At 60.1% G+C, this 18,670-nt stretch carries 18 protein-coding genes; 3 read left to right on the top strand and 15 right to left on the bottom strand.

Features of this window, described 5'->3' with window-relative positions; all coding sequences use genetic code 11:
• Window positions 1–68 precede the first annotated feature (68 nt).
• Window positions 69–254: a hypothetical protein gene (locus FP026_RS02765; protein WP_149633087.1), complete on the top strand. Its 186-nt coding sequence runs from the start codon at window positions 69–71 to the stop codon at window positions 252–254.
• A 31-nt stretch (window positions 255–285) separates the two neighbouring features.
• Window positions 286–882, top strand: a complete 597-nt coding sequence (locus FP026_RS02760) for a TetR/AcrR family transcriptional regulator (RefSeq protein ID WP_149633086.1) — start codon at window positions 286–288, stop codon at window positions 880–882.
• Window positions 883–930: 48 nt separating this feature from the next.
• Here FP026_RS02760 and FP026_RS02755 read toward each other — a convergent pair whose 3' ends face one another.
• The 6 genes from FP026_RS02755 to FP026_RS02730 all read right to left on the bottom strand — a co-directional run bounded on the left by FP026_RS02755 (window position 931) and on the right by FP026_RS02730 (window position 8,045).
• Window positions 931–1,284, bottom strand: coding sequence for a hypothetical protein (locus tag FP026_RS02755; RefSeq protein WP_149633085.1), 354 nt, complete (start codon window positions 1,282–1,284; stop codon window positions 931–933).
• 295 nt (window positions 1,285–1,579) lie between these two features.
• Complete coding sequence (locus tag FP026_RS02750) at window positions 1,580–2,668, bottom strand: ABC transporter ATP-binding protein (RefSeq protein ID WP_149633084.1); 1,089 nt, start codon at window positions 2,666–2,668, stop codon at window positions 1,580–1,582.
• 21 nt (window positions 2,669–2,689) lie between these two features.
• A complete protein-coding gene (locus FP026_RS02745) occupies window positions 2,690–4,342 on the bottom strand; it encodes an alpha-glucosidase (RefSeq protein ID WP_149633083.1) in 1,653 nt (550 codons plus the stop codon).
• A gap of 35 nt (window positions 4,343–4,377) precedes the next feature.
• Window positions 4,378–5,541 (bottom strand): carbohydrate ABC transporter permease, encoded by a 1,164-nt coding sequence (locus FP026_RS02740; RefSeq protein ID WP_149633082.1) that lies wholly within the window; start codon window positions 5,539–5,541, stop codon window positions 4,378–4,380.
• Between the two features lies 1 nt (window position 5,542).
• Window positions 5,543–6,559, bottom strand: coding sequence for a carbohydrate ABC transporter permease (locus FP026_RS02735; protein WP_149633081.1), 1,017 nt, complete (start codon window positions 6,557–6,559; stop codon window positions 5,543–5,545).
• Between the two features lie 124 nt (window positions 6,560–6,683).
• Complete coding sequence (locus tag FP026_RS02730) at window positions 6,684–8,045, bottom strand: ABC transporter substrate-binding protein (RefSeq protein ID WP_149633080.1); 1,362 nt, start codon at window positions 8,043–8,045, stop codon at window positions 6,684–6,686.
• A gap of 306 nt (window positions 8,046–8,351) precedes the next feature.
• Here FP026_RS02730 and FP026_RS02725 point away from each other — a divergent pair, with 306 nt between their 5' ends.
• Window positions 8,352–9,383 carry a substrate-binding domain-containing protein gene (locus FP026_RS02725; RefSeq protein WP_149633079.1) on the top strand — a complete coding sequence of 344 codons (1,032 nt, stop codon included), beginning with the start codon at window positions 8,352–8,354 and terminating at the stop codon, window positions 9,381–9,383.
• Window positions 9,384–9,405: 22 nt separating this feature from the next.
• Here the strand turns inward: FP026_RS02725 and folD are convergent, their stop codons facing one another.
• From folD to flhA, 9 genes are all read right to left on the bottom strand, one after another.
• A complete protein-coding gene (gene folD, locus FP026_RS02720) occupies window positions 9,406–10,305 on the bottom strand; it encodes a bifunctional methylenetetrahydrofolate dehydrogenase/methenyltetrahydrofolate cyclohydrolase FolD (RefSeq protein ID WP_149633078.1) in 900 nt (299 codons plus the stop codon).
• 117 nt (window positions 10,306–10,422) lie between these two features.
• Window positions 10,423–12,348, bottom strand: coding sequence for a succinoglycan biosynthesis transport protein (locus FP026_RS02715; protein WP_149633077.1), 1,926 nt, complete (start codon window positions 12,346–12,348; stop codon window positions 10,423–10,425).
• A 131-nt stretch (window positions 12,349–12,479) separates the two neighbouring features.
• On the bottom strand, window positions 12,480–13,319 hold the full coding sequence (locus tag FP026_RS02710; RefSeq protein ID WP_149633149.1) for a WecB/TagA/CpsF family glycosyltransferase: 840 nt from the start codon (window positions 13,317–13,319) through the stop codon (window positions 12,480–12,482).
• A gap of 253 nt (window positions 13,320–13,572) precedes the next feature.
• Window positions 13,573–14,100, bottom strand: coding sequence for a hypothetical protein (locus FP026_RS02705; RefSeq protein WP_149633076.1), 528 nt, complete (start codon window positions 14,098–14,100; stop codon window positions 13,573–13,575).
• A complete protein-coding gene (locus FP026_RS02700) occupies window positions 14,097–14,465 on the bottom strand; it encodes a hypothetical protein (protein WP_149633148.1) in 369 nt (122 codons plus the stop codon). The genes FP026_RS02705 and FP026_RS02700 overlap by 4 nt, the downstream gene beginning before the upstream one ends.
• Window positions 14,466–14,479: 14 nt before the next feature.
• Entirely contained in the window at window positions 14,480–15,076 is a 597-nt protein-coding gene (locus tag FP026_RS02695; RefSeq protein ID WP_149633075.1) for a rod-binding protein, read from the bottom strand.
• Window positions 15,077–15,205: 129 nt separating this feature from the next.
• Window positions 15,206–15,625 (bottom strand): hypothetical protein, encoded by a 420-nt coding sequence (locus FP026_RS02690; protein WP_149633074.1) that lies wholly within the window; start codon window positions 15,623–15,625, stop codon window positions 15,206–15,208.
• 66 nt (window positions 15,626–15,691) lie between these two features.
• On the bottom strand, window positions 15,692–16,444 hold the full coding sequence (fliR, locus tag FP026_RS02685; RefSeq protein WP_149633073.1) for a flagellar biosynthetic protein FliR: 753 nt from the start codon (window positions 16,442–16,444) through the stop codon (window positions 15,692–15,694).
• Window positions 16,441–18,528 (bottom strand): flagellar biosynthesis protein FlhA, encoded by a 2,088-nt coding sequence (flhA, locus tag FP026_RS02680; protein ID WP_149633072.1) that lies wholly within the window; start codon window positions 18,526–18,528, stop codon window positions 16,441–16,443. The genes fliR and flhA overlap by 4 nt, the downstream gene beginning before the upstream one ends.
• Window positions 18,529–18,670: the final 142 nt, after the last annotated feature.

The raw sequence follows: 18,670 nt of genomic DNA, 5'->3' as shown, positions 1-18,670 counted from the left end.
CAGCCCTCCGGCGGCTTTCGGCGGCACATGGACGATAGGTCCTACTTCCATCATGATTTGAGATTGTATTGGCTGGCATTGATGTTTGTGCTCCTGCACCCGGTTATGAACATTCAGCATCAACATTAAATATCGCACTTGATGTAAAAATTAATGTTGGCCACTTTGCGGCAATCGGGAGGCGAAGCGAAATAATTATTTTACCGGGAATTGAGATCTTCGAGAAAGGAGCCGGAGGGCATGCCATAATTTGAGTGGCGTTGCGACTCATGCCAAAATGATCGGATGCACGATGCAACATCAAAGCCTGAAGGCTTGCGCGAACAGAAGCGCCGACTGACCTTTCAACGCATAGCGGACGTCGGAATGAAATCCTTTCTTGCGAAAGGCTATCAGGAAACAACGATCGACGAGATTGCGGCAGCGGCCGGTATTTCCCGCCGGACTTTCTTTTATTACTTTAAAAGCAAGGACGATATTCTTTTGGCACACCAGCGCCGATATATGGACGCGCTGCGGACTAGCATCATGGAGAATGCATCAGCCGGGCGACCGCTCGAGGTCGTCCATCAGGCCACCCTGGGACTTGCGGCCCGCCTCGAGGCGGAAGCACCGCGGCTTCTTGAGACGGCCAGGCTTTTACGGCAAAGCGAAATCCTGCGCGCTCGCTCACGGGGTAACTCGCTGCAGCTCGAACAAATCGCCTATCAAGCCCTGTGCGAATTGTTTCCGACGAGGGACCGGGACGGTCTGCAGCTGGTTTCAATGATCGCAGTGAGCCCGCTTCGCCTGTCGGTCAACAGATGGCTGCAGGAAAATGGCAGACTGCCGCTGACTGCGTATCTTGAGGATGCCCTTCGGAAATGGCGAACGGAAATCTGATCCGTCAGCCGAATGGATCGCTATAAGCCTGCCTCTTATGGTCGTCGATCAGGATCTGATGTCGAGTACGCGGTTCTTATGGGCCGGATGCGAGCTGTAGACGAAGATCTTGTTCATCTCCTTCTCCGTGAGAAGGCGCAGGAAACGGACTTCCACCGTATTGTTGGGGAATACTTTCATGAGCACGCAACCGATCTTGGTGATGCGCGCGTCGGGAATGTCCAGATAGAACTGCTTCGGCAGGTTATACTGGGTCAGGATCGCAAGCACCGCGCTGCTCTGCGAGATGCGGATAATATCGCATCGGCGGGACGCAAGGTTCATCACACCCTTTTCGGTGTATTCGAGCCGCGCCGCGTTCATCGTGTCTTCCATGCGGAACCGCACTTCGCGGTCATACATGAAGGATTCTTCTTTGTTGAGGAAATGCTGACCTGAATTAGCTCTGCCGAAAGCGGCCATCTTAGTAAATCCCTGCGGTATATTACAAAGACGAGACTATCAGCGGGTATTTAACAGAAGGTTTGAACGCGCCAGCCCAAGTTGAATTTTGTTGTTTATCTTAGCTCGAGCCGGCGGCGTCCCGTAAAGCATGTCGAGCAAAAGTGTTCAGCGGTTTTGCCGAACCGACATGCGTAAAATCAAAGACTTAAAGCGCAGGAAGCGAATCTGAAAGATCGCTACGTGCTTTAAGCGCCTACTTGCGATAGGAATGGCCCTCGGCATCGAAGAGATGCAGCTTCTGCCGGTCGGCGGCGAAGCGCATCTTCTGGCCGCGGTGGATATCGGCGATACCGGGGATCTTGACGATGATCGGCTCGCCATCGACCAGGCCCTCGATATAGAGCTGCGTCACTTCGCCGAGCGCCTCGACGATGGAAACCTCGCCTTCGAAGAGATAGTCGTCACCGGTCGCGATACGCAGGTCTTCCGGGCGCACGCCGAAGCTCGCCGTCTTGCCCTTCTCGGAGGCTGCCGTCGGCATGTCGAGCGTCACCGATTTGCCGCCGGTCAGCGTCACGGTCGTCGTCGCGCCGGCTTCGGTCACGGTAGCGGGGATGATGTTCATGGCCGGCGAGCCGATGAACTTGGCGACGAACAGGTTGGCCGGGCGTTCGTAGAGTTCGAGTGGGGCGCCGACCTGCTCCACGCGGCCGGCCGACAGCACGACGATACGGTCGGCAAGCGTCATGGCCTCCACCTGGTCATGCGTGACGTAGATCATCGTCGTCTCGGGCATGGAATCGCTGAGTTTGGCGATCTCGATGCGGGTCGCGACGCGCAGGGCGGCGTCGAGATTGGACAATGGCTCGTCGAACAGGAAGACCTTAGGGTTGCGGCAGATGGCGCGGCCGATGGCGACACGCTGGCGCTGACCACCTGAAAGCGCCTTCGGCAGACGCTCGAGATATTGGGTGAGCTGCAGGCTCGCCGCCGCCGCACGCACGCGGCGATCGATCTCCTGCTTGCTTTCGCCGGCGATGCGCATGCCGAAGGCCATGTTGTCGTAGACGGTCATATGCGGGTAGAGCGCGTAGGACTGGAAGACCATGGCGATGCCGCGCCGGGAGGGCGGCACCTCGTTCACCTTCTGCCCGGCAATCATCATGTCGCCTGAGGTGATGCTCTCCAGCCCGGCGATCATGCGCAGCAAGGTGGATTTGCCGCAGCCGGACGGGCCGACGAAGACGATGAATTCGCCCTCGTTGATCTCCAGATCGATGCCGTGCAACACGTGCACGCTGCCGTAGGATTTTTTAATATCCTTCAGAACAAGTCCCGTCATTATGCTCCCTCCTCCCAAAGGTCAGGCAAGACGCGCGAAATAAGCGCCCCAGGCCGGAATATCGATCTTGCTGCCGTAGTTGTTGCTGGTGAAGCCGTGTCCCGTCAACGCCTGCCAGTTCCCGTCAGGCAGAGCCACCATCGCTTCGACAGGGCTCATGTTGAAGGCACAAAGAATGGTCTCGCCAGCGTAAGCGCGGCTATAGACGAGGACGTCGCCCTGTGGTTCCCAGAACGCGATCTCGCCCTTGGCGAAGGCCGGATGCTGCTTGCGGAAGGCGAGGAAGCGGCGGTACTGCTCCAGCACCGAAGTCTCATCGCCCTGCTGGACGCTGACGGCGCGCAGGATGTGTTCGACCGGCACCGGCAGCCAGGGCTTGACGGTGGAAAAGCCGCCCTGCGTAACCTGGCTGTCCCAGACCATGGGCGTGCGGCAGCCATCGCGGCCCTTGAACTCCGGCCAGAACTGGATGCCGTAGGGGTCCTGCAGATCCTGATAGGCGAGATCGGCTTCCGTGAGCGCCAGCTCCTCGCCCTGATAGAGGCAGACGGAACCGCGCAGCGTCAGCAGCAGCGCCGCATAAAGCTTGGCGAAGGCATCGCGATCGGCGACCAGATTGCCCCAGCGGCTGACATGACGCACGACGTCATGATTGGAGAAGGCCCAGCAGGCCCAGCCTTCCGGAGCCGCCGCGGCAAAATCCTTCATGACCTCCTCGACGCGATCCGGCGACAGCGCGTCCGGCGACAGGAATTCGAAGGCGTAGCACATATGCATCTTGTCGCCGCCGGAAGTATATTCGCCGACGATCTCGAGGCCGCGCTGGCTGTCGCCGACTTCGCCGACGGCGGCGATGGCCGGATATTCGTCGAGGACGGCACGGAAGCGCTTCAGGAATTCCAGGTTCTCGGGACGGTTCTTGTCGTAGAGATGCTCCTGGAAATTATAGGGATTGACCGCCGGCGCGGTGGAGGCGTTGCGGCGCGCGGGCTCCAGCGCCGAGTTGTCGCGCAGCTCCTTGTCGTGGAAGTAGAAGTTGATCGTATCGAGGCGGAAGCCATCGACGCCGCGGTCGAGCCAGAAACGCACGACATCAAGCAAGCGCTCCTGCACTTCCGGATTGTGCAGGTTCATATCCGGCTGCGAGGTCAGGAAGTTGTGCAGATAATATTGCATGCGGGTCGGATCCCACGCCCAGGCCGAGCCGCCGAAGATCGACAGCCAGTTGCTGGGCGGCGTGCCATCCGGCTTGGCGTCGGCCCAGACGTACCAGTCGGCCTTGGGATTGCTCTTGCTCGAGCGGCTTTCGACGAACCAGGGATGACGATCCGAGCTGTGCGACAGCACCAGATCGATCATCACCTTGATGCCGAGACGATGAGCTTCCATCACCATCGCATCGAAATCGGCCAGCGAACCGAAGATCGGGTCGACGTCCTCGTAATTGGAGACGTCGTAGCCGAAATCGCGCATCGGCGAGGTGAAGAACGGCGAAATCCAGATCGCATCGACACCGAGCGCTGCGACATGCGGCAGACGGACGGCGATGCCCTTGAGATCGCCGATGCCGTCGCCATTGGAGTCCTGATAGGAGCGCGGATAGATCTGATAGATCACGGCGCCGCGCCACCAGTCCTTGTCAACTTCCGAAGCCGATTGAGGGGCAATGCTCATGCTGAATGGGTCCTGTGTGAGTATGCGTTTTTGGATCAGCCCCCCTTCACCGACCCGGCAAGCAGACCGCGCACGAGATAGCGCTGCAGACCGAAGAAGACGAGGAGCGGAATAATGATGGTGACGAAGGCCGATGCCGTCAGGATTTCCCAGTTGCCGCCGCGCGAGCCTAGCAGCGCGTTGAGCGCGGCCGTCAAGACCAGGTGGTCCTTGTCGGTGCCGAGAAACACCATGGCGATCAAAAGATCGTTCCATACCCAGAGGAACTGGAAGATCGCGAAGGAGGCCAGCGCCGGGAAGGACAGCGGCAGGATGATCTTGACGAAGATATCGAAATCGCTGGCGCCGTCGACGCGGGCGGATTCGATGATCTCCTTCGGCAGGCCGGCAATGTAATTGCGCAGCAGATATATGGCGAGCGGCAGGCCGAAGGCCGTATGCGCCATCCAGATGCCCGGATAGGTCTTCGACGGCACGCCGAACATCTGGCCGATCTCGTTATAAATACGTAGGAGCGGGATCAGCGACATTTGCAGCGGCACGACGATGAGGCCGACAACGAGCGCGATCAGGATGGCGCGTCCGGGAAACTCCATCCAGGCGAGTGCATAGGCCGCAAAGGCAGCGATCAGGATCGGAATGACGGTTGCGGGGATCGTCACCGTCAGCGAGTTGATGAAAGACTGGCCAACGCCCTCGCCCGTCAGGACGTTGCGATAGTTCTCCAGGGTGAATTGCGGCGGGGTGGCGATGGTCAGATAGATGCGCTTGGCGCGCGCATCCGCCTCGAAAGGTGCATTCTTCTGGTAGCGATAGCTGCCATCGGCATTGACGGTGAGCGTCTCGCCGTTGCCGAGATCGGCGGGTGAACCGACCTTGTAAGCCGCCGGCTCCTGCACGCGCATGCCGAAAGATTCGATCCTGCCGTTACCGCTGTTGCCTTCGCCGGCAACCGTACCGGCGATGACGTAATTAGGGCCGTCCTGCACCGCCTTGTCGGGGCCGGCCAGGCGCACGGCCGCCGTCTGCGAGGAACCGGCAAACGCCGTCCACCAGCCGGAAGCGACGATCTGATCCCTGTCGCGCAGTGCGGTCACGAAGATGCCGAGCGTCGGCAGCAGCCAGAGGAGGACGATGAGCAGCACCACGGCATGAACGAAGATGCGGGCGGGGCCGATGCGACCGAGATTTCCAATCATGTCAGCGCCCCTTCGTTTCTGCGTTTGCGCGGCGGATGTTCCAGATCATGATCGGCGTGACCGCGACCATGATGACGAGCGCGATGACGGCGCTTCGGCCGCTGTCGCCGCCGCCGCGGAACATCCAGTTGAACATCAGGTTGGCAAGCACCATCGTGTTCCACTGGCCATTGGTCATTGTGAGAACGATGTCGAAAACCTTGAGGACGAGGATGGTGATGGTGGTCCAGACCGTGGCGATCGTGCCCCAGACCTGCGGCACCATGATCTTCCAGAAGATCTGCCAGCCATTGGCGCCGTCGATGACGGCGGCTTCGATGGTTTCTTCGGGAATGCCGCGCAGGGCCGCCGAGAGGATGACCATGGCAAAGCCGGTCTGAATCCAGATCAGCATCACCATCAGGAAGAAATTGTTCCAGAACGGAATGGTGATCCAGACCTCCGGCGTCCCGCCGAAAAGCTGGACGACGGCATTCAGAAGGCCGATCTGCGTGTCGGTGCCGCCACGATATTCATAGATGAATTTCCAGATGACCGAGGCACCGACGAAGGAGATCGCCATCGGCATGAAGATGACCGCCTTGGCGATATTGCCCCACCAGATACGGTCGGTCATGACGGCAATGACCAGGCCGAAGAAGGTGCAGGCGGCCGGCACGACGGCAAGCCAGAGGATGTTATTGAAAATCGATTGGCGGAATTCGGTGTCGTTGAGCGCCCAGAGATAATTGGCGCCGCCGACGAATTTATTGCCGTCCGGGCCATAGAAGGACAGGATGAATGTCGCCACGACGGGATAGACGAGATAGACGACCAGCAGGAACAGCGCCGGTCCCAGGAACAGCCAGGGTCGGATGAGACCGCGGCGTCGAAGGTTGACGGCGGCCTGATGGACGTCGTCTCCCTCCCTTGCCGGGAAGATCAAGTCCAAGAGCTTATTGGAGAACCAGAAATAGGCGGCGCAAATGGCAACGCCGAATATCATGGCGCCAATCGCCGATACGATCTGCGAAAACATCCATTCCCTCCCCGAATTTACCTGCTTGAGTCCACCAGTCCGGCATCGGTCGCGCATAGGGGGCGCGCCGTTATATATTATTTGGCGCCGCCGGCTTTGACCGGCGGCGCTGGACTATGATGTCTTACTTGATGGCGTCCCAGGACTTCTGAACACCGTCGGCAACATCCTGAGCAGACTTGCCGCCGACGAAGTCGACCATACTGGTCCAGAACGAACCCGCGCCGATCTTGCCCGGCATCAGGTCGGAGCCGTCGAAGCGGAAGGTCGTCGCCGAAGTCAGGGTCTCGCCTTCCTTGCGCAGCGTGTCGTTGGCATAAGCTGTGGTATTGACGGACTTGTATGGCGTCAGGAAGCCGGACTGCGCCATCCAGACCTCTTGGGCGATCGGCGTCTGCAGGAACTGGATGAAGGCACGGGCAGCCTTCGAATCCTTGGTGATGGCCGCCAGCGTGCCGGCGCCGAGAACCGGCTTGCCGAGCTCCGGATGCGCGGCGAAAGGCGGGAAGTAGAAGAAGTCCGCATCCTGGCCGAGCTTGGTGCCTTCCGGGAAGAAGGACGGGATGAAGGATGCCTGCTTGTGCAGGTAGCACTTCGGCGGAACTGTGAAGAGGCCCTTCGGGCTGTCGCGGAAGTCCGTCGAGGCGACCGCTGCAACGCCGCCGGAGACATATTTCGGGTTCTTCGCGAACTTGCCGAATTCCTCGATCGCCGCAACGACCTTCGGATCGTTGAACTTGAGGGTGTTGTCGACCCAGTGATCATAATCCTGCGGCGTGTTCAGGCGCAGCATCAGATCTTCGACCCAGTCGGTCGCCGGCCAGCCGGTGGCGCCGCCCGAACCGAGGCCGATGCACCAGGGCGTGCCGCCGTCCTTGACGATCTGGTCGGAGAGCTTGATCAGGTCCTCCATGGTCGTTGGAACCTTGTAGCCGGCTTCTTCGAAATTCTCCGGCACATACCAGACCAGCGACTTCAGGTCGGCCTTGTATGGGAAGGCATAGAAGGCATCCTTGCCGTCCTTGCCCTTATAGGTGCCGTAGCCGACCCAGCTGTCGCCGGCACCGTAATTGGTCTTGACCCAGCTTGCGAGATCATCGCCAAGCGGCGTCAGATACCCCTTGCTGGCAAGATTGGCGAGAAGGCCCGGCTGCGGGAGGATGGCGACGTTCGGCGGCGAACCGGCCTGCGTGTCGATGACGATCTGCTGCTCGTAGTTTTCCGAGGACGAGTATTTGGCATTCACGCCGGTCGCTTCGGTGAAGTAGTTGAGGACGCTGGTGAAGAGACCTTCGTCTTCGCCGCGCCAGGGACCGAAGATGGTCAGCGTCTCGCCCTTCAGGTCGGCATGCGCAGACTTGAACTCGTCGTAGCTTTTCCAGTTGAACTTGGAGTCCTGGCCGGGCTGGAACTTCAGATCGGCCGCCATCGCCGTACCGGCCACCAAGGCGGCGGCAGCGACGGTCATCAAAAACATCTTTTTCATGCGGTTGTCCTCCCAAATAACGAAACCCATGAGCCCGAGCACGACTTGTGCTGCCGCGCCCATTCCTCAAAGCGCTTTGGCTACCTCTCTCATCCATTGAGAGCAGAAAAAAGTCAAGCGCTTTTCAAATTCTGGCTAATATTCATAGAATATCCCGCGTTGCAGCATAAAATAGGCGGCGATGTTTTGCTATTTATCTTGTCTCGGGCGCATCGCCTGCTACATATTAAAAGCGCTTTGGATGTCAGCGATATTCGGGAGGTGTGCTGGCAGCCGAGCAGTCGGGAATTGGAGGAGCCGAAATTCGTGAATCTGAAGCAGCTATCGCAAATGCTCGGGCTGTCGCAGACGACAGTTAGCCGGGCATTGAACGGATATCCGGAGGTTAATCGCGAGACTCGCGAGCGTGTTCTCAAAGCGGTTCGGGAAACCGGCTACCGGCCCAATAAGGCAGCGCAAAGACTTGCGACCGGCAAGGCCGGCTCGATCGGCTTGGTCATGCCGACATCACCCGGCAACTCCTCGGACGTGCATTTCTCGGAGTTCCTGACGGGGTTGGGAGAAGAAGCGCTGCGGCATGACTTCCATTTCGTGCTGACGCCTGCGGATCCGAATGATGAGGTCGGCGCGTTACGACGGCTGGCGGCCAGCGGCAATGTCGACGCGCTCTTCGTCAATTACATGCGCGGCCACGATCCGCGCCTGGAAATGCTGAAGACGCTGTCCATCCCGTTCCTCGTGCACGGACGCTCGATCGGCTCCGAGCCGGACTATCCCTTTCTCGACCTCGATAATGAAGCCGCCTTCTACGATGCCACGAAACTGCTTCTGCAGCTCGGACATCGGCGCTTCGCCCTGTTGAACGGCCCTATCTATCTTGACTTCGCCATCCGTCGGAAGAACGGCATGGAAGCCGCCCTTGCCGAACGCGGCCTTACGCTCGACGAGGCCTGCACCAGCCATACGCCGATGACTGACGAACAGGGTCTGTTCGCCATGGAGCGCATCCTGCAGATGGAGAAGGAAAAGCGTCCGACCGCCGTGCTCTGCTCCAGTACGGTGCTGGCGCTCGGCGCCGTTCGCGCCGTCAACCAAGCCGGGCTCAAGCTGGGTGAGGATATTTCGCTCATCGCCCATGACGACGTGCTGACGCTTTTGAAGCCGGAAAGCTTCACCGTGCCGCTGACGACGACCCGCTCGTCGCTGCGCGCGGCGGGGGTGCGCATCGCCGAACGGCTGATCGGCGAAATCAAGCATACGGAGACGTTTCCGTCCCAGGAATTGTGGAAGGCCGAGCTGATCGTGCGCGCCTCGACCGGCGTTGCGCCGGCCGACTGACATCTCACTTAGAACTTTGGGCTTAGAATTTCGGCGGCTTTCTACCTGCGGCACGATGGGCTGCGATGACGGTATTGGCCATCAGCATGGCGATCGTCATAGGGCCGACACCGCCCGGAACCGGCGTGATCGCTCCGGCAACGTCAGAGGCTTCCGCATAGGCGACGTCGCCCACCAGCCGGCTCTTGCCCTCGCCGCGCTCAGGGGCCGCGATCCGGTTGATGCCGACATCGATGACGGTGGCACCGGGCTTCACCCAATCCGCCTTGACCATCTCCGGACGGCCGACGGCCGCCACCAGAATATCGGCACCGCGTGCAACGGAGGCGAGATCCTTCGTGCGCGAATGCGCCGTCGTGATCGTCGCATTGGCAGAAAGCAGCAATTGCGCCATCGGCTTGCCGAACAGGTTGGAACGACCGATGACGACAGCGTTCAGACCCGACAGGTCCCCACCATGGATCGAACGTACCAGCAGCATGGCGCCGGCTGGCGTGCAGGAGATCAGCCCGGTTTCGAGATCGCCGGTTGCCAGCTTGCCGGCATTGACGACATGCAGGCCGTCGACATCCTTCTCCGGCTTGATCGACTGGATGATCGCATCGGAATTGAGATGCTTTGGCAGCGGCAGCTGTACGAGGATGCCGTGGATGGACGGATCGTCGTTCAGCGACTGCACCAAGCCAGCCAGCTCTTCCTGCGTCGTCTCGGCCGGCAGGGTGTGCTGGATGGAGTTGAAGCCGCATTCCTTGGCCATTTTACTCTTGGAATTCACATAGGCGTGGCTGGCCGGATCGTCACCGACGATGACGACCGCAAGCCCGGTCTTCACACCGGCCTCAGCCTCAAGTCCCGCCGCCGCAGCCTTCACAGCCTCGATCACCGAAGCCGCCGCTTGTCTCCCGTCGATCACTGTCGTCACGCTCGTCTCCCGATCATGAATTCGGTGGCAATCTACAGACCATCGGCCCGGCATAATTGCCTGCTAACGCCCTATGGTGTCTGAAAGCGGTAATTGCAAGGGAAAACGATGGGGCGATCAGCCGCGGTCCTGATGCCTGCGCACCGCGTAGATCTCGACCTTGGCACGCAAGGACGCAAGCTCGCGCTGAATGCGGTCCCACTCGTCCGCAACGTCAAGCCGGCCTGCGATTGCGGGGGTAGCCGGCGGCGGCTCAGCCGCGATAGCGGGCAAAGGCGGAAGCGATATATTGCTATCCTGATGGAAAGAACGGACGGCCGGCATGACGCTGTCGTCAGCCATATGGTCTTCCGCGGCTTCGGCACCACTCAGCCACTTGCGCAGGAACACCGTGCCAAATGCCATGCCAAGGGCGGCCACGAAACCGATTGCCTGGTTGCTCGCAAGATCATCGTCTATCGGTAGAGCCGATGCGACGGCTTGCGAAATCAGCGTCAGCGGCTGTTTGGCTTCCGGCACTGACAATGCGGCATTCTGCTGATCGGCCTCATAGCGGCTCTGGGCGGCGGCCACGGCATCCTGCAATTGTGCAAGGCGGATGGCATCGACATCGATGTTCTTCTGGCTGAGGGCCGTCATCCGTGCCGAAAGAGCTGTCTGCTTTTCGAGGGCCGCCTTCACATCGGCATCGCTGCTGACGGCAAGTCGCTGCAGTTGGCTGCGGATGTTGGCGGCAAGATCGTCGACCGTCGCTTGCTGCGCAAGCAAACGGGGATGGCGTGGGCCAAGCTGCGTCGAAAGCTGGGAAAGCTGGGTCTTGGCGGCACTATAGCGGCTGCGCAGGTCGTCGAGCCCGGCGGATGCGACATCGCCCGACAAGGTGCCACTCAGCACAGAGGCCGGCGTGGCTGACTTGACCGACGCGAAGCGAGATCTGGCGGCGCGCAAGGCCAGCCCGGCCGCCTTTATTTCGCTGTCCAACTGCTGACGCTGCTGCTGGAGCACCAACGAGGCTGCGATCTTGTCCTCGCCGTAGTGCGCCTTGAACTCGGCCAGAGCCGCCGATGCACGATCGAATTCCTTGCGGCTGCGATCGGCTGCCGTTTCGACTCCGAGCGAGGTGCCAGCCGCCTTTGCGACGGCGGCATCATACAGGGTGGCGACAGCGAGGCGATTGGCAATATCGGCCGATCTGGCGGGATCGCCGCTGGTCACGCTCAAGCGCAACAGACCCGTCTGGCCATCGATGCCGATGGCAATGCCCTTGCGAAGGGTCGCCTGGGCGCGCGAGGGTGCATCGGAGGCGTTGCCGCTGCCGGATAGGAGCTCGACGGCAATGCCGAGAGCACCCGCCCGGCTGCCGGTAAATTCCGGATCGCGATCGAGCTTCATCCTGGCGACGATATCGGACAGCACGGACGGCGCGACAGCACGTTTCGCCGCGACGTCGAGCAATGTCCGGCGCCCGCTGCCCTCGCCTTCCGCATGCAGGACAGCTTGCGACATATAGAGCGGCGGCGATGCGAGCATCGTCGGGATGGCCGCTCCCGCCAAGGCGATTGCAATGACGAAACCGAGAGAGCGGATACCGAGAGACCAGCGGCCGGCAGGCGGCCTATGCTCGGCGAGATTGGAGATCGCAGTCTGCGCGGGAAGTCCCGTCACTCCTTCGAGCAGGTCGGGCACGAATTCCAGCAGATCGGGCACGGGCTCCGATGCCGGTTCCCGCATTTGCTCGCGCTCTGCGTGGCGGAACGGCGGAGTGCCTTGGACGTATCCGGCGGGCCGATAGTCCGACAGCCCCGCGCCCATCGGTCCGCTTCGCCCCGAGACCGGATAGGGATCGCCATCCAGCGCCCTGCGCAGAATGGCGCGCAGCTCCGTATCTCGCGGGTCGTCGGAATTGGCGGCTCGCAAATGGGCTGTGCGGCGCAAGCCATCTTCGCCGCGACGGGGAGAAACGTGCCTGCCCGGCCCCCGCGGCACCTCGAAGGTTTCCGCATCGTCTCGGTAAAATCCGGGCCTGGCTTTGCTTTCAAACATGGCGGGCTATCTCGCGCACATGGTCGGAGACCAATGCAATGGTTAACCCACTCTAAACTTTCATGCCAAAGAAAGAGTTAACGCCGCGCCCGTGAATACAAGAGCGGCTCGGCATTTTTCCTGAAATTGCCCTAACTTGCCAATTTATCCGGCGAGGCGATACGCCGCTGCGGCAGCTGTTGCGGTTCCGCGCGAAGGACGCGCTCCTTGCGGCCGAACTGATGCCTGATGACCTGATAGAGGAAGAGCGGTACGCCTAAAATATAGCGCCGCCACAGCCTGCCCGGCTCAAGAGCCAGGCGGAACAACCACTCGCTGCGCATCGCGCGCACAAGCCTGGGGGCCCGCGGCACCGTTCCGGACACAAAATCGAACAAGGCGCCAACGGTCAGCACCAATCGAGCGTGCTGCGGCCCGACATGCTCGGCCACCCATTTTTCCTGCAAAGGCGTTCCCATGCCGACGATCAGCACATCGATCTTCTGCCGGCCGATTTCCGCGGCAACGGCGTTGCTTCTCGCGGGATCGAAGAAGCCATCGGAAACGACAATGTACTCGTGCCACGGCGCATGCCGGCGAAATTTCTCCGCCGCATCTTCGACAACCGAGCGCTTGCCGCCCAGCAGGCCGATCCGCTTCGTCCGCTCCATGAAGGTCAAAAGCGCGGGCACGAAATCCGTGCCGTTCAAGTTCGCCGGGAATGGCTCGCCATGAGCGACGCGCGAGGCGATATCGAGGCCGACACCATCGGGAAGCACCAGATTTTGCTCAAGAACATAGCGATAGCTGTCATCGCGCAGCATGACCAGCATATTGTGGGCGTTGACGAAGGCGATCGAGGTCTGGCCGACCGGCAGGGATGCGAGCTCATTGACGAAGGTCAGGGCATTATCCCAATCGAGATCGCAGACCGGCAGATCGAAGATCCTGCGGCGTGACGCGACGACGGCAAAATCGGCAACCTGGTTCAATCCAACAACCTCCTGCCCGAGATCGCGCATGCGCATGATGCCGGGAATAACAAGGCTCATGCGCCCCACCGTTTATCGGTGCGGCGACTGAGGCGTCACTGGGAGGTGTTTATAACAAGATAAATCCAACGTTCCGTTAGGATGGAAAGTGGGATTTATCGGAAACCATCAAGGATTCATTAATGTATCGCCGGGCCGGAGCCCGGCTTTGCCGCCTTGGAATGGAGTGGTATCGCGCGGAGCCAGGACATCATTACTCCAGCGGCACCTTATCCTTCGCCGCATCCTGCACGATCTTGACGGGCTTGACCGTTTTCTTGCCGATGCTCTCCCCGCCATGGGTTTCTTCCTTGGAGAGATAATCGAGCTGTTCGATCAGCACGTCGGCGACATAATCGCCGCCGAGCCGCTCGTTCATCCGCTTCTTCAGGTCGCTGCGGAAGGCGGCGACGTCAAAGTTCTGCGTGTGCGCAATGTCGATCACCTTGTTGCCGATCAGCAGCGAAAAGAGCTCATCCGTCGTCAGTTCCGGCAGGGGTATCTGAAGCGCATTCGCCTTGCCCTTCTCCATCATGAAGGAGATGCGGGTCAGGAAGTAGCCGGTCACCTGGCCATTGGCGATGACGGGGACATTGATCGATTCGCCCTTGATCAGTTCCTGCTGCGCCTTCTTGGCGTCGTCAGGACTGATTGCGGGCGCTGTCGCCACCTGCACCGAGAAATAGACCGAGGCCAATGTCACGGCGCAGACCCACAGGCCGGTGAGAGCGAGCTTGATCATCCGGCCTCACGGACGCGGAATTGCTCCTGCGAATAGGTGCCGTCCGCATCGGCATTCTGCACCGCATTCTTCAGAATGTCGGCAACGGCGCGCACGGCCTCGAGGTGAGCCTCGACCCGGCGGGCGTTCAGAACCAGCTTTTTCTTCAGATCGTGCAGCTGCCCGATATGGGTGGCGGCAAGATCGGCCGGATCGGTATCGCGAAACAGCATCGACAATTCATAGAGGCAACGGCTCTTGTGAGCATTCGATACCTTGAGATCGAATTCCGGGTCGGTGCCGATCCGGTTGTTCTCATTGTCGATAATCATCTCCAGGCGGCCAAGGACAGACTTGATCCGATAGTCCTGCGACATCATTTCCATGTTTGCTACCTCGCTCATGCTTTCTGGGACGTCAAATTATTCTGATTGGTGATGCTGGCATTGCCGTCATTATCGGCATCCGCGGCGGCGAGCGCTTTGCGCTGAAAATCGGTAATCGCGCTCAGAGCCATTTTCTTGTCGTTTTCATCGGTCGCGGCATGGACGGCGCCGGTGTTGCGCATCTTGTCGACCTGTTCCTGATACATCTTTTCGGCAATGCCAACGCCGCCGTTCTTGGCGAGCGTATTGCCCAGCTGCTCGGCCATCATGCCTTTCCAGATCTCGCCGGCCGAACCCTTGCCATAGAGCGTCTCGCTGCTCGGCAGCATGTTCTTCACGAAAATCTGCAGCACCATGGCCTCGAACTTGCGATAGGGCTGCGGCACCTTCGTTCCCGCCACATGCGTGTTGGCATTGGCGAGGCCTGCCTGGGTGGCCGCGCTGTTCATCGCATCCACCGTCGCGCCGAAGCCGTTGCCGTTCTCGGCGAGGCTGGTGGCGGCAAAAGCGGCCCGGTTGGCGGCAAGCTTGGCCTGCGCGGCCTCGACATCGGCCGGATTGGCGGCCTTGACGACATCGAGGACCAAATCACTCGGAGGCGAAATAGCCACGTCACGTCTCCTTCTGCTATCGCACACCCTGAAGCCGCGCAGGGCGGCAATCGAATCAGGGCACCGAATCAAAACTTCAGAACAGGCCGGCAACCCAACGATGCGCATCCTGTTCCATGATCGCGGCGATTATGGTTTTTGAACCTTGCTGGAGGCTGGCGTTGCGGCTGCGAAGCGCTGATCGATGATGTCGTAGACCGCATTGTCCTCGGCCTCTCGCATTTCGAGCTCGCGGGCATCCTGCATGTGCTCTTCGAGCCGGTCGGCCTTGGTGCGCTCCTGCTGGACCTTCATCTGGATGAGCGTCTGGATGCTTTCCAGCTGCTGATCCCGGATCATCAGACGGCCGTAACGCTCGGCATAGTGGATCGAGAATGCCATATGCACGGGATCGATCGAGCCGATCGCCACCATGACCCGCTCCATCGATTCGGTGACCTCCGCGCGCTGACGGGTCGTATCGGCCAGCTCGTTTTCCGCTATCCGCTCCAGGTGGCGTTGCACCGCGATCAGGCGCTTCAGTTTTTCAGACCGGTTTTTTTCCGCCATCGTCTACCTACCCGCCGGCTGCATTTTGCCGGCTCTGCCCGAATCAGGCCTCGTCCACTTGGTGGGCTAATGCCCATTGAAGACCGTGAGAAACGCACTGGAAAACTGGCTGACCAATGCCGCGATGCTGAGATAGAGCATGAACAGCCCTCCCATCAGCAGATATGGCGTGGAAATGAAATAGATCGGAATCTGCGGCGCGAGCTTGTTGATGAAGCCGATCGAAATCTGGAACATCAGGCCATAGAGCAGGAAGGGGCTCGCCAGCCGCAGCATGATGAAGAAGGTGGTTTCCAGCGTATCCGTGATCGAGATCAAAGCGGCACGCGGCTCGATATGACCGCCGAGAGGTACGACGGAATAGGAATCGACCAGCGCCTGCAGGATATAGTGATGAAAATCGAGGATGAAGAGCATCATCAGCCCGCAAAAGCTGATGAGGCTCGTGAGCGACGTCTCGCTTGATTCCTCGACGATATCGGCACCGCCGGGTGCGTTGAAGCCGATCAGCATCGATATGCTCGCGCCGGCGAATTGCAGGCCCAGCGTATAGATCCGCGCCATCATGCCATACATCAACCCGATGACCGTTTCAGTGAAGATGAGGCCGATGAAGCTCGCGTCGCCCTTCGACACCTGAGGATAGATCGTGTTCCAGAGCAACGGCAAAATCGCCATCGACAGGGCCACGGAAAGAAGCAGCCTGATCTGCGTCGGGATACGACCCGATGAAAATCCCGGGAGGACCATCATGCAGCCGCCGATGCGGCAGAAGGCGACGAACAGCGCCAGAATGGTCCCCTGCGGGTCTGTTATCATGAAATCGAACCTAGAATCTTGATCTCGATCCCCTTGGCCAGCTCCACATGCGACAGGACCGGAAGGGTCGCGAACAGGCGTTCGATGATCATGCGCACATAGGAGCGCGTTTCCGGCGATGTGACAAGAACGAAGGGCATGCCGCGATCCATGTATTCACGGATAACTTTGCCCGCCTGCTCGCTGAATTCCTCCAGGCTGCGCGGATCGATGTCGAATTCGACGATCTCGCCCTTCTGGTCGCGCTTCAGCGCCTGATGGAAGATCAGGTCCCATTTGCTGCCAAGACGCAGGACGCGCAGCACGCCATTGTCGGCCAGGTCGCCGCAGAGCTGCTGTGCCATGCGGACGCGCACGTGTTCGACGATCTGTTCCGTCTTGCGCACATGCGGCGCGAGTTCGGCGACCGCTTCAAGGATGAGATGCAGGTTGCGGATCGAGACACGCTCGGCGAGCAGCAGCTTCAGCACCGCCTGCAGGCCGGAATAGGACATGTGCGACGAGCAGATCTCGTCGGCGAGCTTCTTATATTCGGGATCGAGACGCTCGATCAGGATCTTCACGTCCTTATAGGACAGCAGTGCCGGCAAGTTGTTGCGAATGACTTCGCTCATATGGGTGAGCACGACGGACACGTTGTCGATCGGCTGGAAGCCCTCGCGCTTCAGATCATCGGTGAAGGCCTCGAGAACGGAAACGGCGGGCATGCCGAAAGCGGGTTCGCGAATCTCGTCCCCGGGTACGGTCGGCTTGCGACCCGAGCCGGTGACAACGAGCACTTCGCCGACGCGCAGCATGTTGGAGGCGATCGTCGTGCCGTGGATGCGGATCTGATATGATTTGTCGGCGATCGCCATGTCGTCGATCACCTTGATTTCAGGCACGACGAAGCCGTATTGCGTCGCGAATTTCTTGCGCATCTTGCCGACACGGAAGGCAAGCTCCTGATGGGCGCCGAGCAGGCGGGTGGAAACGATCTTGCCGAGGGCGAGTTCGATCTCGGCGGTCTTCAGAACCGACTTGACCGAATCCTTCTCCATCTCCTTCGTCTGCATCACCTTCTGCTCTTCGGCATCGCGGCGAAGCTTGTTTTCGGCCTCGATCTGACGCGGGATGAACCAGGCGCCGGCCGCCATCAGGCCGCCGAGGAACACGAAAGGCAGGAAGGGCATGCCGGGCATGACGGCGAGGATGCCCATGAGGACCGCCGAGACGGCGAGCGCACGCGGGTAGCCGCTCAGCTGATTGACGACGGCCTGGTCGGTTGAACCGGCCGTGCCGCCGCGCGAAACAAGGAGGCCTGCGGCGAGAGAGACGATGAGCGCCGGCATCTGGGACACCAGACCGTCACCGACGGAGAGCTTCACGAAAACGTCCGCAGCCTGGCCGATGGGCATGCTGTGACGGAAATAGCCGATGATGATGCCGCCGAAGATATTGATGCAGGTGATCAGAAGGCCGGCAACCGCGTCGCCGCGTACGAATTTCGAGGCACCGTCCATCGCGCCGAAGAATGAGCTTTCCTCTTCCAGCTCGCGACGGCGGCGCTGTGCCTCCTTTTCATCAATCAGGCCGGCCGAAAGATCGGCATCGATCGCCATTTGCTTGCCGGGGATGGCATCGAGCGTGAAGCGCGCGCCGACTTCCGCGATACGCGTCGCGCCCTTGGTGATGACGATAAAATTGATGGTGATAAGGATCATGAAGACGATCAGACCGATGACGAAATCGCCCGACATCACCAGGCTGGAAAAGCCCGCGATGACGCCACCGGCCGCGTTATGCCCTTCATAGCCATGCGAAAGGATGACGCGTGTCGTCGCGATATTCAACGCCAGACGAGTCATCGTGGCGATCAGAAGAATGGTCGGGAAGGACGAGAACTCCAGCGGCTTCTTGATCCACAAAGCCACCATGAGGATCAGCACCGAAAGCGCGATCGAGAAGGCGAGCCCAAGGTCGATCAGAAACGGCGGAATCGGCAGGAACAGCACGCACAGGATGACCATGATACCGAGGGCGAACCCGATATCACGAACGCTGGGATTGGCTTTTGGGAGTGCTAATGCGGGTGGTTGTGCCATCGACCGGTTTCCGTCTCTTCATGAGAGGAGGCAAACGGCTGACCCGCCTGCCTATTGGAACCGAGTTTTAGAAGTCGAAGCTTGCGCGAGCATGGCTTGCGCCGGCAAGGCGCATGATCCGAAAGCCGTTTCGACCATCGGA

Source organism: Martinezella tropici, assembly GCF_008370325.1.
Lineage (GTDB): Bacteria > Pseudomonadota > Alphaproteobacteria > Rhizobiales > Rhizobiaceae > Rhizobium > Rhizobium tropici_B.
This window is presented reverse-complemented; position numbering and strand designations above follow the sequence as displayed.

Excerpts from the sequence above, each read along its gene's own strand:
- FP026_RS02760 (WP_149633086.1), top strand. The coding sequence starts at position 286 with ATGCACGATGCAACATCAAAGCCTGAAGGCTTGCGCGAACAGAAGCGC.
- FP026_RS02755 (WP_149633085.1), bottom strand. The coding sequence starts at position 1,284 with ATGTATGACCGCGAAGTGCGGTTCCGCATGGAAGACACGATGAACGCG.
- FP026_RS02750 (WP_149633084.1), bottom strand. The coding sequence starts at position 2,668 with ATGACGGGACTTGTTCTGAAGGATATTAAAAAATCCTACGGCAGCGTG.
- FP026_RS02745 (WP_149633083.1), bottom strand. The coding sequence starts at position 4,342 with ATGAGCATTGCCCCTCAATCGGCTTCGGAAGTTGACAAGGACTGGTGG.
- FP026_RS02740 (WP_149633082.1), bottom strand. The coding sequence starts at position 5,541 with ATGATTGGAAATCTCGGTCGCATCGGCCCCGCCCGCATCTTCGTTCAT.
- FP026_RS02735 (WP_149633081.1), bottom strand. The coding sequence starts at position 6,559 with ATGTTTTCGCAGATCGTATCGGCGATTGGCGCCATGATATTCGGCGTT.
- FP026_RS02730 (WP_149633080.1), bottom strand. The coding sequence starts at position 8,045 with ATGAAAAAGATGTTTTTGATGACCGTCGCTGCCGCCGCCTTGGTGGCC.
- FP026_RS02715 (WP_149633077.1), bottom strand. The coding sequence starts at position 12,348 with ATGTTTGAAAGCAAAGCCAGGCCCGGATTTTACCGAGACGATGCGGAA.
- FP026_RS02705 (WP_149633076.1), bottom strand. The coding sequence starts at position 14,100 with ATGATCAAGCTCGCTCTCACCGGCCTGTGGGTCTGCGCCGTGACATTG.
- FP026_RS02700 (WP_149633148.1), bottom strand. The coding sequence starts at position 14,465 with ATGGAAATGATGTCGCAGGACTATCGGATCAAGTCTGTCCTTGGCCGC.
- FP026_RS02690 (WP_149633074.1), bottom strand. The coding sequence starts at position 15,625 with ATGGCGGAAAAAAACCGGTCTGAAAAACTGAAGCGCCTGATCGCGGTG.
- fliR (WP_149633073.1), bottom strand. The coding sequence starts at position 16,444 with ATGATAACAGACCCGCAGGGGACCATTCTGGCGCTGTTCGTCGCCTTC.
- flhA (WP_149633072.1), bottom strand. The coding sequence starts at position 18,528 with ATGGCACAACCACCCGCATTAGCACTCCCAAAAGCCAATCCCAGCGTT.